The sequence below is a fragment of the Aminobacterium mobile DSM 12262 genome (genome assembly GCF_000526395.1).
Lineage (GTDB): Bacteria > Synergistota > Synergistia > Synergistales > Aminobacteriaceae > Aminobacterium > Aminobacterium mobile.
Genome location: NZ_JAFZ01000001.1, coordinates 63,714 through 76,103, shown reverse-complemented (window position 1 = coordinate 76,103; position 12,390 = coordinate 63,714). Strand labels below are relative to the sequence as shown.

Annotated in this window: 12 protein-coding genes; 8 read left to right on the top strand and 4 right to left on the bottom strand. The window is 44.3% G+C overall.

Annotation, left to right across the window (positions count from 1 at the left end):
• Nucleotides 1–143: 143 nt before the first annotated feature.
• The 4 genes from K360_RS0100385 (at nt 144) to K360_RS0100370 (ending at nt 4,309) form a co-directional block, all read left to right on the top strand.
• Nucleotides 144–1,253 carry an MGDG synthase family glycosyltransferase gene (locus K360_RS0100385; protein ID WP_024821207.1) on the top strand — a complete coding sequence of 370 codons (1,110 nt, stop codon included), beginning with the start codon at nt 144–146 and terminating at the stop codon, nt 1,251–1,253.
• A 93-nt stretch (nt 1,254–1,346) separates the two neighbouring features.
• Nucleotides 1,347–2,474: an iron ABC transporter substrate-binding protein gene (locus K360_RS0100380; protein ID WP_024821206.1), complete on the top strand. Its 1,128-nt coding sequence runs from the start codon at nt 1,347–1,349 to the stop codon at nt 2,472–2,474.
• A 12-nt stretch (nt 2,475–2,486) separates the two neighbouring features.
• Entirely contained in the window at nt 2,487–3,557 is a 1,071-nt protein-coding gene (locus K360_RS0100375) for a FecCD family ABC transporter permease (RefSeq protein WP_024821205.1), read from the top strand.
• A complete protein-coding gene (locus K360_RS0100370) occupies nt 3,554–4,309 on the top strand; it encodes an ABC transporter ATP-binding protein (RefSeq protein WP_024821204.1) in 756 nt (251 codons plus the stop codon). The genes K360_RS0100375 and K360_RS0100370 overlap by 4 nt, the downstream gene beginning before the upstream one ends.
• A 3-nt stretch (nt 4,310–4,312) precedes the next feature.
• Here the strand turns inward: K360_RS0100370 and K360_RS0100365 are convergent, their stop codons facing one another.
• Nucleotides 4,313–4,927, bottom strand: coding sequence for an FmdE family protein (locus tag K360_RS0100365; RefSeq protein ID WP_024821203.1), 615 nt, complete (start codon nt 4,925–4,927; stop codon nt 4,313–4,315).
• 253 nt (nt 4,928–5,180) lie between these two features.
• On the opposite strand from K360_RS0100365, the gene K360_RS0100360 reads away from it, so the two are divergent.
• The 4 genes from K360_RS0100360 to K360_RS0100345 all read left to right on the top strand — a co-directional run bounded on the left by K360_RS0100360 (nt 5,181) and on the right by K360_RS0100345 (nt 8,674).
• Nucleotides 5,181–6,284, top strand: a complete 1,104-nt coding sequence (locus K360_RS0100360) for a guanine permease (RefSeq protein WP_024821202.1) — start codon at nt 5,181–5,183, stop codon at nt 6,282–6,284.
• Nucleotides 6,285–6,292: 8 nt separating this feature from the next.
• Nucleotides 6,293–6,835 carry a phosphoribosyltransferase family protein gene (locus tag K360_RS0100355; RefSeq protein WP_024821201.1) on the top strand — a complete coding sequence of 181 codons (543 nt, stop codon included), beginning with the start codon at nt 6,293–6,295 and terminating at the stop codon, nt 6,833–6,835.
• 68 nt (nt 6,836–6,903) lie between these two features.
• The gene (locus K360_RS0100350) at nt 6,904–8,031 is read left to right on the top strand and encodes a VIT1/CCC1 transporter family protein (RefSeq protein ID WP_024821200.1); all 1,128 of its coding nucleotides are present in this window, start codon (nt 6,904–6,906) and stop codon (nt 8,029–8,031) included.
• 19 nt (nt 8,032–8,050) lie between these two features.
• Nucleotides 8,051–8,674: a hypothetical protein gene (locus tag K360_RS0100345; protein ID WP_024821199.1), complete on the top strand. Its 624-nt coding sequence runs from the start codon at nt 8,051–8,053 to the stop codon at nt 8,672–8,674.
• A gap of 58 nt (nt 8,675–8,732) precedes the next feature.
• Here the strand turns inward: K360_RS0100345 and K360_RS0100340 are convergent, their stop codons facing one another.
• Genes K360_RS0100340 through K360_RS0100330 form a run of 3 tightly spaced genes read right to left on the bottom strand, consistent with a single transcriptional unit; the run spans nt 8,733 to nt 12,339 of the window.
• Nucleotides 8,733–8,984 (bottom strand): (2Fe-2S)-binding protein, encoded by a 252-nt coding sequence (locus K360_RS0100340; RefSeq protein WP_024821198.1) that lies wholly within the window; start codon nt 8,982–8,984, stop codon nt 8,733–8,735.
• A 37-nt stretch (nt 8,985–9,021) separates the two neighbouring features.
• Complete coding sequence (locus K360_RS0100335; protein WP_024821197.1) at nt 9,022–11,142, bottom strand: heavy metal translocating P-type ATPase; 2,121 nt, start codon at nt 11,140–11,142, stop codon at nt 9,022–9,024.
• 33 nt (nt 11,143–11,175) lie between these two features.
• On the bottom strand, nt 11,176–12,339 hold the full coding sequence (locus tag K360_RS0100330) for a permease (RefSeq protein ID WP_024821196.1): 1,164 nt from the start codon (nt 12,337–12,339) through the stop codon (nt 11,176–11,178).
• Between the last annotated feature and the right edge of the window lie 51 nt (nt 12,340–12,390).

Sequence of the window (12,390 nt, the reverse complement as noted above, 5' to 3'; positions counted from 1 at the left end):
ATGCATTTATTACGTTGATCGGCCTCATGAGGTCTTTAAAACCCGCCATTTTACAGAAAACTAGAAATGGAGAAACGTTATAATAATATGAAAAGGGTATTCCACAGGCAAGCGGGCTCGGCTATTGAGGGAGGTTGAGAAAAGTGAGACCGGTTCATCTTGTTTATGTTTCTGCTGGTGGTGGGCATCGAGCGGCGGCGAGAGCCGTGCAAGAAGAACTCGATGCTCGGAAAATTCCAAATGTGATGATGGATCTGCTCGATTTTTCGAGTGATCTCTTTAAATGGTCCTATAGCGATGTCTATGCTTTCGTGAGCGAACATGCCCATATCGCTTGTAAAGTGATGTACGAATTGACGGATCAAGATAGGGAAGAAAGCGCTGTCTTAAGACTGCTGGAAAAGATTAATATGGAGAATGTGAAAAAGTTTATGAGGTATCTTACTGAAAACCAGCCAGATGTTTGTGTGGGAACCCATTTTTTCCCTCTCTCTGTCTTGTCTCACATGAAGGAACAGGGGCTCTACAGAGGGAAAATATACGGTATTGTTACCGATTATGGTCTTCATAGAATGTGGATCAGCCAATTTGTAGATTCTTACTTTGTAGGAGGAGCTTCTGTGAAGGAAGATCTCCTACAGGCAGGGATTCCTGAACATAAAATTATTATGTCTGGAATTCCAGTGATGAAAAGATACGGAGAGCTTTACCATCGAGACCGCCAGTTCTATAAAAGCAACGAATTTTCGATTCTTTTTGTAGCAAGTAGTGTTCCTAACTCCCTTGTCCTTGATATCCTTGAAGGAGTTATAGAATCGGGTATGTCTCTTTCCCTTTCAGTCGTGGCCGGGCGGAACGAAGACCTTATAGAACAACTGGAACGAATAACGATTCCTTCCAGGGTCAAATTTCAACTCCTTGGTTTTGTAGAGAATCTTTACGACTATATGGCTGAAGCAGATGTAATGATTACTAAGCCTGGTGGGCTTACAGTAAGCGAAGCTTTTTGTGCAGGAGCGCCTCTTCTTATGATTAATCCCATTCCAAAGCAGGAAATTAATAATGCCAAATACATAGAATCCCACAATGCAGGCATCTGGGCTCGTTCTGCATCAGAAGCTATTCACCACCTCCGGGATCTCTATAGTTCGCCTGAAAAATTGCAAATTATACGGGCAAACGCGAGAAAGCTCGCTTTCCCTCATGCGGCAAAAGCAGTGGCAGATGCGGTGCTTTCAGCTTTAAATATCTGACAAATTCTTGTAAAGCTATTTGCGCTTTTATTTCCACTGTGCTACGATTTTGTTATTTCGTGCTATTATAAAATCGTAAGGGAGGTTATGCTGATGAAGCGCAGATTGGCAACTGTTTTTGTCATTGTTTTTTGTGCGTTTGCGGTTTTATTTTTTGCAGGGGAAAGTTTTGCGCAGTCTACACATACAATAAGGGTTTCTGATTCTATTGGAAGAGAAATACAGATTTCTGTTCCCGCCGAACGAGTTATATGTTCAGGATCAGGATGTTTACGACTTCTAGTATACCTTCAGGGGCAAAATAGAGTCGTTGCTGTAGAAGATAACGAAAAGAAAGGGAATTTCGGTCCTCGCCCCTATGCCTTAGCCAACCCATGGTTGAAAGACCTGCCGTTGATGGGAGAGTTTCGAGGGAATGCAAATCCGGAGTTGATTTTAGGGGTGCAGCCTCTTCCACAGGTAATTTTTAAAACTTATCTGGAATCGGGAATTCCAGTTCATGTTCTTGAAGAAAAAACAGGTATCCCTGTCATAGGGTTAGGATATGGAAACCTGGCACATGGTAGAGAAATGCTCTATAGTTCCCTTCGACTCATGGGGAAGATTATTGGGCATGAAGAGCGAGGAGAATCTGTTGTTTCTTTTTTCGAAGAACATATTGCCGATCTACAGAAAAGGACGCAAGGTATAGCTCCGCAAGAACGTAAAACTTGTTATGTAGGTGGCATTGCTTCTCGTGGGCCTCATGGTTTCAGTTCTACCGAATTGGCCTATCCTCCTTTCGTGTTCACAGGTGCTGTGCATGTAGCGGCTCCTAAAAATGGGCAGGAGGAGAAGAATACCCACGCAGATGTGTCGAAAGAAAAGTTGTTGGAGTGGGATCCTGATGTCATTTTTGTCGATCTTTCCACGTTGAATGCTGATGATCGGACGAATGCCCTTTCCCAACTGAAAAATGACCCTATCTACCAGGAACTTTCTGCCGTTAAAAATGGGGAGATTTATGGGGTGTTGCCTTACAATTGGTATACTCAAAATTTCGGATCTATTCTGGCAGATGCTTACTTCGTGGGGAAAGTACTCTATCCTGACCGCTTTCTTGATGTGGATCCTGCCCAAAAAGCCGATGAAATTTACCGGTTCCTTGTAGGTAAGAACGTTTTCCAGGAAATGAACGATCAATTTCAAGATTTAGCTTTCACGAAAATATCCTTGAAATAGGGTCGTGTACCTATGCACTTGGAAGAAGGAACTCTTTCTCCTCTCTATAAGGAATATCAGGCGCGAAAGATTCTTTGGCTTTTTTCTGGGGGAGTCTTGCTCTGTGGCGTAATTGTACTCTCCATTTCCGTGGGAGCCGTACGTATTCCCCCTCTTGACGTGCTTTTTACCCTTTTAGGCCGGGGGGATACGAAGCGTTGGGCTATTATTATCTGGAATGTCCGTTTACCCCAAACACTGGCTGCTGTTGTTGCTGGGGCTGGCCTTTCTGTTGCTGGAGCTGTGATGCAATCTATTTTGCGAAATCCTCTAGGGTCCCCCTTTACCCTTGGCATTTCAAATGCAGCAGCTTTTGGGGCTGCTCTGTCGGTTATGGTGTTAGGGGCGGGACGCATGTTGAGCAGCCAATCTGATGCAGTTTCTATTTTGTCTCCTTTCGCCGCTACAGGAGCGGCTTTTTTCTCTAGCCTTGTGGCTACAGGTGTTATCCTTCTCTTGTCTAGAACTCGCGGTGCAACTCCTGAGTCCATGGCTTTATCAGGAGTTGCGCTGGCCTCTCTTTTTACGGCTGGTACCATGCTTTTACAGTATTTTGCTGACGATACCCAACTTGCAGCCATGGTTTTCTGGACCTTTGGGGACGTGGCGCGGGCTGGGTGGCGAGAATTAACAATTATAACTGCTTTTGTTTTCATATCTCTTCTCTACTTTTTTGCTCATCGCTGGGATTACAATGCTATTGATGCGGGGGAAGAAACAGCGATGGGGTTAGGGGTCAAAGTGCGGCAGGTGCGATTGTTCGGGATGGTTTTTGCCTCTCTTATCTCGTCGGTTATCGTAGCCTTCGTAGGGGTTATAGGTTTTGTAGGTCTTGTCTGTCCGCATATAGTTCGTCGAGTTATAGGCGATGACTATAGATTTCTTATTCCCGGATCTGCACTATTAGGCTCTCTGTTGCTCCTAGGGGCTGATATGGCAGCTCGTCTTGTGTTGGCTCCCAGAGTCTTGCCTGTTTCCGTCCTCACTTCTTTTCTAGGAGCGCCTCTCTTTATCTGGCTTATTACCAGGAGGGGGCGATCTTGATTCTTTCAGCGAAATCCATCTCTTTTTGGTATGGGAACCGTTCAATATTGAAAGATATTTCCCTTCATGTGAAAAAACAGGAAATCGTGATGATCCTTGGCCCTAACGGTTCAGGAAAAACGACGTTGCTTCGTTGTCTCAATGGCATAAATCGACCTCAAAAGGGGACAGTTTTTTTGGGGGATAGGAATATGCGGCATATGTCGGGGCGAGAAATTGCCCAAAACGTGGGATATGTGCCGCAAAGTTGTGAACAAGTACGCCTTACGGCCTTTGATGCCATTCTCCTTGGTCGTCGCCCCTATGTAGGATGGCGTCTATCCGGTAAGGATATAAAAAAAGTAGATGCTATTATTCATACCCTTGGATTGGAAACATTAGCTCTCCGCTACCTTGATGAAATGAGTGGAGGAGAGTTACAGAAAGTAACCATTGCCAGGGCTCTTGTGCAGGAACCAAAACTACTGCTTCTCGATGAGCCCATTAGCAGTCTTGATGTAAAAAATCAAATCGACATTATGGAAACATTAAGACATATTGTCTTAGGACATGGGATTTCCGCAGTCATGTCTCTTCACGATCTTACCATGGCTCTTCGCTATGGAGATCGTTTTGTTTTCATGAAAGAAGGAGAGGTTCGCCACATTCTTCGAAGGGCGGAAGTCTCTCCTTCCGTCATTGCCGAGATTTATGATATTGCTGTAACAATCGATCATGTGCAGGGCTATCCAGTTATTATTCCTGCATGGTAACCCTTAAGGACGAGGTATGAATTTTTCGAAGCAGGGGAGGCAGTAAAACTCCCCTTTAAAAAACCTGGATTTTGTCTCCATAACCCCTTCGCCGCATTGACAGCATTTCACGCTTCCTGTCATAGGGGCGTGAGGGGGAACTGTCTCTCTTGTCTCTTCTACGATAAAAAACTCTTCTATAGGGGCATTTAAAACAGAGTGACATCGATCAAACCGAAGTTTTGCAAAAGTTTCTCGCTCCTTCTCAGTGATAGTCCCTGAATTCATTTTCTCTTGTAACTCTCTATAATAAATATCTCCTGACGCTTTCCCGTTATTTTTGAGCACAACGCGTATAGATTTACCATCTTTCCTTCGGTAAAAGGAAAAAGCCATTTTCCCATAGGGACGGATAATGAGGTTCCCCTTTCCCAATGTGCATCCTGTCAGAAATTGAATAGCATCGACACCACACATATCTGTTTCGCAGATTGCTACTATTTCCTCATCAGAACTGTGTCCTATTTCAGCCAAAGCAATCTGTGCCACACGAATACCAAGAGCCAATCCAGGGCACCAATGCCCGTGAAAATGTATTACGTCTTCAATAATTTCGGAGCTGAGAGGCTGTATTTTCATGGGAGACCTCCTTTTTGTGTTACGAATTATAATTATAATAGCACGATATTCTCCTTAAGAAAACAAGGGATCCTTTTTTGAGGGGTGTTCTTCGAATAGTTCTTTTGCTCTGTAGGGAGAGATATATCCGTGTACATCAGTGGCAGTACAGAGACGCATATGCGAGATTGAAACTTTACAAATAATGTTTTTTGAGTAAAAATGTTAGCGTTAAAGAAGTTCCCAAAATAACGCACAAGGAGATTGTGATGCGATGCTTACCAACATTCTTACTGCTTTTGCTGTAGTTGTGAACGGAATTCCACAAGGATTGTTAGCTCTTAGTTTCGGTTTTGCTGCTTTCCCCACTGCTATTGCTTTTCTTATCGGTATTATAGGATCCCTTACATTTCATTCTGTTGCTACAATTTCTTTTCAGGCAGAGACTATCACTCTCGCAGGAACTATGGGAAGAAATGTCCAGGAACGATTAAGCCTTGTTTTTTGGGGGGCTGCTTTTCTTCTTATTCCATCTCTTTTAGGGTTGAACGAGGCAATAGTTACATTTATTGGGCCTACGGTAGTGCTTTCTATGATGGCTGGTGTAGGAATTATGCTTGCTTACGTAGCTATAGAACTCTTTAATTCAGAGAGATGGTCAGGAACTGCATCTATGGTTTCAGGTCTTGCCGTCTGGTTTATAACAAAGGATCTGGCGTGGACGATTATTATTTCAGTGCTGGTTTCTACCGCTGTCTATAACTATTTGAAGGCTGGGAAAAAAGTTTCGCTTGAGGAAACGAAGATAGACCTTTCTCGTGAACGTTTTGTTTTTGGCGATATTGAATGGTGTTTTTGGCGAAAACCACGCATTTTTGTAGGTGCGCTGGCTCTTGCCTGTCTCAACATTGGAGCCAATATTAGTTTCGGGAAAATAACAGGAAGCATAGCTGGGGCAAATACAAATATTGACCATCTTGCTATCTATTCAAGTCTTGCCGATATGGGGTCATCTCTTTTTGGCGGAGGTCCTGTAGAATCTATTATTTCCGGAACGGCTACTGCGCCGAATCCCCTTCTGTCATCGGTACTCATGATGGGATTTATGGCGGTGATCCTTCTTTTTAAGCTTCTCCCCACTATAGGACGATATGTTCATCGTTCTTCCATCGCAGGGTTCCTTTTTATTCTTGGAACTTTTGTAACTTTTGCCACTAATATCCATGGTGCTGTTACGTCGGTGCCAGACGTTGCTGGTCCTTTTGGTTTTAGTCCATGGGGCATGGTTATTGCTGCCACGACCTTGGTCTCTGCCCGTTGGAATCCTTTTTTTGGGCTTCTGGCCGGCCTTACTATTAAATTCTTTTTCGGAGTGTGATGATTCTTATGGAAAATACCTATGAGCTTCATATTTCAGGTTTAACTCGGCACTTGAAAAAAGTAAAAATTAGCGATGATCTTGTGATTGCTTCTTTTGTCATGTTGGGCGATACAGAGCTTATAGAGCGGACGGCGGAAGACCTCTATCGCAAACTGCCAAATGATATCGATTACCTTGTATGTCCTGAAGCCAAGGGAATTCCTTTAACTCACGCCATTGCCAGACGTTTAGGTATTAATTACGTAATTGTCAGGAAGTCGGTAAAGGGGTATATGAAGAACCCGGTTATTGAAAAGGTGCAGTCCATTACTACCAGAGAGCCTCAAATTATTGTTCTCGATGGTCTAGATGCTGAAAAATTAACGAACAAGCGAGTTTGTATTGTAGACGATGTGGTCTCTACAGGAGGATCATTGAAAGCTCTGGAGAGATTGCTGTCACATGTTCAGTGTACTGTTGTCGCTAAAGTGGCCGTCCTTCTTGAAGAAGGGGGCTATGATAAAGAAGATTTGATTTACCTCGGGAATTTGCCTGTTTTCAAGGAATAGACTTTTTCCCTCCCCCCCCAGAGAGTACAATAAGGGCGTCTTTTTTATGTATGGAAGGAGAGGGAGAAATGACATCGCCAGATGATCTGAAACGATATAAAAGGAATCTTATCGAAGAGCTAGAGGCTGCAGAACTTTATGAAATAATGGCTGCTCATGAAAAGAATAAAGCACTTATAGAAATCTATAAGCGCTTGGCTGAAACGGAAAGGAACCACGCTTCCAAATGGATAACTAGAATAGAAGAGGCGGGAGGCGTGGTTCCGGTTTTTAAAAGGAGCTGGCGCTTACGCACGTATACCTTCCTCTCTAAGATATTTGGGACATCATTTATCCTTCCCGCTGTTGCGGCTATAGAAAGCAGGGCGGGATCTTCTTATTCTGAGCAAAACGATTCTCTTGCCCAATCTATGGCTGTTCAGGAACGATCTCACTCACGAATTTTCAGGGTACTGTCTCGGGAAGGCAAGGGGCTTGAAGGAGGAGCTGTTGCTCGTCTTGAAGGGCGCCATCCGGCTACGGGTGGGAATGCTCTTCGTGCGGCAGTTCTTGGGGCTAACGATGGGCTTGTCTCGAATTTAAGCCTCGTTATGGGTGTTGCTGGAGCGGAGATGAGCGCCCATTCTATACTCATTACCGGGTTGGCTGGGCTTTTGGCGGGGGCTATCTCTATGGCTTTGGGAGAGTGGCTTTCTGTTCAGAGTTCAAGGGAACTTTATGAACATCAAATCAGTATTGAAAAAGAGGAACTGGAAGAAAGCCCGGAAGAGGAAATGGAGGAGCTCGCTCTTATTTATCAGGCTAAGGGGATTGCTCCTGAAAAAGCCCATCAGATGGCATATCACATGATTTCTGATCCAAACACTGCTCTTGATACCCTTGCGCGAGAAGAGCTTGGAATTGATCCTGAAGAACTTGGCGGTTCAGCGTGGGAAGCGGCAATAACTTCTTTTCTCCTTTTCTCTTTAGGCGCTGTTTTTCCTGTTTTCCCCTTCTTTTTTATAGAGGGGCTTCCAGCAGTTGCCACAAGTGCTTTATTAAGTACAGTTGGCCTTTTTCTTGTTGGGGCCGGCATTACTCTCGTTACTGGAAAAAGTCTTCTTTTTTCTGGCTTGAGACAAATTTTTTTTGGTCTTTCAGCTGCAGGAGTAACCTATGTAATTGGTCGTCTTATTGGCGTTGGCCTGGGAGGGTAGCAAAAGGGGGGAGACGTTAATGGCACCTAAATTAAAAGATATTTTGGAACGAGAGCCGGGAACGATACCTAGAGGAAATGAAATAAAGGAATTCGGCTGGGAGGTAGGAATTCCCATGCTCTCAAATCCCTTCGTTCTTGTGGAATTTGTCGTGTTCTTTCTTTTTATATGGATCGTAGTGACAGGCATAGCCCTTATTGTCATAGTAAGTGCCAGTCATTCCTTCAATTTTTTGGTTTTGGCGTACGCATTACAAGCAGGCGGTATTGCAGCGGCCCTCTTTGCAGGCGTGTTTTTATGTATAGCCCTGCTTTTTTTCGGGAATCGTTTCTATGGGAAATATTATCTTGATAATGATGGGATCCTTTACACTACAGTTCGTGGACAGGCGTTTTCTAAAGTGCCACTCTTCACTGTTCGCCCCTTCCCTGTAGGTCGTATCGACATGAATAAAAAAGCGGAGAAGAGAGTCTATTGGCAAAATGTGGAAACTATAGAGCCTTTTGAGAAATGGCGGGTTATAGGGTTAAAGAAAAAAAACAAGACGATTCTTCGCCTCTATTGTCCTGATAAGGGAATTTATGACCAGGCATTAGTCTGGTGTCAGGAAATTTTAAAGAGCAAGAAGCAGAAAGAGACGTAAGCCACTCCCTGCTTCTTATAATCTTGAAGCCTCTACGAGACTTGTATTTCTATTTTTTTCAACCGCAGTTTCCACTGGAAAGCTTTTCAAAGATAGGAATATAAATAGCCAAGAGCTCATTAATGTCTTTCGAACAGCATATCCCAGAAGGGTTTAATGTAGCGCATTGGTTCCCTGTGCAGGCTCCAGTCATGCTTTGAATATCTTGTAGTGTTTTAGCTCCATTTGTTATTGCACGAAGAATCTGTTGCTTATTCACGTTTTTACAGTAACAGACAGTTGTTTCTTGATGTGCTTCTTTCCAATTCATGTGTAACCTCCTCTTTCTCAAACATAAAATCTACTTTTCATTTGCAATGGATCGTTCGTGTAGAGTTCAAGACAGCTAGTAAGGCAATGCCTACATCCGCAAACACAGCTTCCCACATTCCCGCAATGCCGGCTATTCCGAGGGCTATGAAAAAGGCTTTAGTCGCAAGGGCAAGTATAATGTTTTGCCAGACAATTTTTCGAGTCCGCCGAGCAAGAAGAAGAGCGTCTGCAATTTTAGAAAGAGCATCGTCTAAAATAACAACATCTGCTGTTTCTATTGAAGCTTCGGAACCTAATCCGCCCATGGCGATGCCAATATCGGCAGTGGCTAATGCTGGAGCATCGTTGAGGCCATCCCCTACAAAAACGATTTTTTCTCGGGATCCCAATTGGGCTTTGATTTTATTGAGTTCCAAAACTTTGCCTTGAGGGAGCAAGTTCGCAATGTACTTGTCGACTCCCACCTTTTGAGCAACCCATTTTGCGCCGCTGTCCGTATCTCCTGTAAGCACAATAAATTGGGATAAGCCACTTTCACGAAGGGCTTGCATTGCATGCATAGCATCAGAACGAATAATGTCAGATACAGTAATGTACCCTAAATATCTATGGCCTTGGGCTACATGAACAACAGTTCCCTGTTCTGGATCCTTGATGTTTTTGAAGCCACTTTCTGCTAGAAGTTTTGAGTTCCCCACAAGAATAGGCTGTCCCTTAATAAAGCCTCGCAACCCTTTTCCCGCCATCTCTTCGAGGCCTTCTGGAGTTTGCAATGTGTTCACATCTGTGGCGTCGGCAATAGAGCGTGCTATAGGGTGGTTTGATTCCTTTTCCAGAGAGGCAGCCAGAGAAATGAGCTCATCTTCCGAAACGCCTTGTTGGGGGACAATGTCTGTTACCTTGAAAACTCCTTCTGTAAGGGTTCCAGTTTTATCGAAGGCAATGATCTTCGCAGAAGAGAGGGCATCAAGGATATTGCCGCCCTTAATGAGAATACCTCGACGTGAGGCAGCACCGATTCCTCCAAAATAGCCGAGAGGAATGCTGATCACTAAAGCGCAGGGACAAGAAATAACGAGGAGCACGAGGGCTCGATATGCCCAGTTCGTAAAAGTTCCAGCGCCGAATAAGGGGGGAATTGCGGCCACCGCTAAAGCACCAAGAACTACTGCCGGAGTGTAATATTTGGCGAAAGTTGTAATAAAACGTTCTGTGGGCGATTTCCTGGCTACGGCAAATTCCACCATTTCGAGGACACGAGCAATAGTTGTCTCTTCGAAGAGGGAGGACACACGAATAGTGAGGGCCCCTCGCAAATTAATGCTCCCGCCGTATACTTTTTTGCCGGGCTCTGCTCGTATAGGTACTGGTTCGCCAGTGAGAGGCGACTGATCTATTTGGGATATTCCTGACTCAATAATTCCATCCAGAGGTATTTTTTCGCCAGGTCGCACAAAGATCAATTCATTTATATGAACGTTCTCAGGTTTTACTTTTATCTCTGCTCCTTTGCGAAGAACCTGGGCATATTGTGGTCGAGCTGCGAGGAGAGATCGTATGGAGTTGCGAGATTTTGAAGCCGATATCTCTTGGAGTAGCTCTCCTGTGCTATAGAAGAGCATAACGGCTACAGCTTCTGGCAGCTCTCCTATAGATATGGCGGCAATGGTTGCTATTGACATGAGGGAGAATTCATCAAGACCTCTCCGGTTTTTTAAATTCCTCAGAGTGTTCAAAAGTACCTCGCTGCCGCTCAAAAAATAGGCAGTGAGAAAAAAAGCGTATTCTCCAATGCCGTAGGGTGTGGCTGCCAGTCGTTTCCTGAAGATGAGGCTTATGGTAAAAATGAAGGCTGCTGCTCCAAGCCTTTTCCCTTCTTTTTCAAAGCGTTCCAGAAGAAGGAACCAACCAGAAGTAGCAACACTGGGGGAAGGGATATTTTTTTCGTCAATGGATGTTACTGTAACGCTCGGTTCTATACGGCTCACGATGTCCTCGACTTTTTGATCAAGATTACTTCCATCATTTTCAATTCTTAATATTTTTGTATCAAAGTCAAATTTCACGCCGATAACTCCAGAAATAGTCATGATCTCTGCTTCAATCAGAGAGGCGCATCCTTGACAATGAAGATCTTGGAGCCTGTAGAGCAGCATGTTTTTTACACCTCTTCCCATTCATCAAAAACGCTAGAAAAAAGCTCCATATATAATCCCCGCAAAAGTAGATAGACACACGACAAGGCTTACGTAGGCGACCGTTTTTTTAGTACCCATAATGTTTTGGATAACCAGCATATTGGGGAGAGAGAGAGCCGGACCAGCCAGAAGAAGGGCGAGAGCTGGCCCTTTCCCCATCCCTGCCCCCATAAGGCCTTGAAGAATTGGGACTTCCGTTAGTGTAGCAAAATACATAAAGGCTCCTGCTACAGATGCAAAAAAGTTAGCGGCTATAGAATTCCCTCCTACGAGAGCTGCAATATAGCGACTTGGGATAAGAGCCTCATAGCCCGGTCGACCAAGGAGAAAACCAGCGAATAGAACTCCCAAAAAGAGAAGGGGGAAAACTTGTAAGCCATATCCCCATGTAGCATTTAGCCACTCGGTCAGTTCATCTTGAGAAAACCATTTTTTTGCAGCAAAGAGAGTGGACAGAAGCCCCAAGGTTGCAATGACCCATTTCGTGCTATATACTCCTGCCCAGATGCCAGAATCTATTTTGGGAGCTGCCCAGTTGGCAAAGACAAGAAAAATAACCATACTTGCCATAGTCCAAGTCGTTTGCCATAGAGATCGTGCTGGTTCTCCCACAGGAAGCTCAGCAAATCCCTGCTGTCGAATGGCTTCATCTTTACGGAAGAAAAAGGCCATGAGAAGGCCAATAATGACACTAAAGGAAATAGCCCCTATAGCACGGGCAACACCCATTTCTATGCCAAGAACCCTGGCGGTGAGAATAATAGCAAGCACATTAATGGCCGGGCCAGAGTAAAGAAAAGCGGAAGCTGGTCCAATTCCAGCTCCGCGACTGTAGATCCCTGCAAAAAGAGGGAGGACGGTGCATGAGCATACGGCGAGGATGGTTCCGGAAACGGCTGCAACAGTGTAGGCCACCACTTTTTTAGCCTTGCCTCCTAAATATTTCATTATGGCTTGCTGGCTTATAAAAACAGAAATAGCACCAGCTATAAAAAAAGCAGGAACGAGGCAAAGAAGTACATGTTGTCTTGCATACTCGTGGAGCATGGCTATAGACTCAATAGCGGCTCCTTTTACTCGAGGGTGATCCCCAGGTAAGAAATAAAAGAACAAGAAAGCTAGAATAATCCATAGAAACTTTTTCCGGTCGCTCATTATAAACGTCCTCCCTGTATTTTAAGTGGCGAAATCTTCACATAAAAGAGC

Excerpts from the sequence above, each read along its gene's own strand:
- K360_RS0100380 (WP_024821206.1), top strand. The coding sequence starts at position 1,347 with ATGAAGCGCAGATTGGCAACTGTTTTTGTCATTGTTTTTTGTGCGTTT.
- K360_RS0100375 (WP_024821205.1), top strand. The coding sequence starts at position 2,487 with ATGCACTTGGAAGAAGGAACTCTTTCTCCTCTCTATAAGGAATATCAG.
- K360_RS0100365 (WP_024821203.1), bottom strand. The coding sequence starts at position 4,927 with ATGAAAATACAGCCTCTCAGCTCCGAAATTATTGAAGACGTAATACAT.
- K360_RS0100360 (WP_024821202.1), top strand. The coding sequence starts at position 5,181 with ATGCTTACCAACATTCTTACTGCTTTTGCTGTAGTTGTGAACGGAATT.
- K360_RS0100355 (WP_024821201.1), top strand. The coding sequence starts at position 6,293 with ATGGAAAATACCTATGAGCTTCATATTTCAGGTTTAACTCGGCACTTG.
- K360_RS0100350 (WP_024821200.1), top strand. The coding sequence starts at position 6,904 with ATGACATCGCCAGATGATCTGAAACGATATAAAAGGAATCTTATCGAA.
- K360_RS0100345 (WP_024821199.1), top strand. The coding sequence starts at position 8,051 with ATGGCACCTAAATTAAAAGATATTTTGGAACGAGAGCCGGGAACGATA.
- K360_RS0100340 (WP_024821198.1), bottom strand. The coding sequence starts at position 8,984 with ATGAATTGGAAAGAAGCACATCAAGAAACAACTGTCTGTTACTGTAAA.
- K360_RS0100335 (WP_024821197.1), bottom strand. The coding sequence starts at position 11,142 with ATGCTGCTCTACAGGCTCCAAGATCTTCATTGTCAAGGATGCGCCTCT.
- K360_RS0100330 (WP_024821196.1), bottom strand. The coding sequence starts at position 12,339 with ATGAGCGACCGGAAAAAGTTTCTATGGATTATTCTAGCTTTCTTGTTC.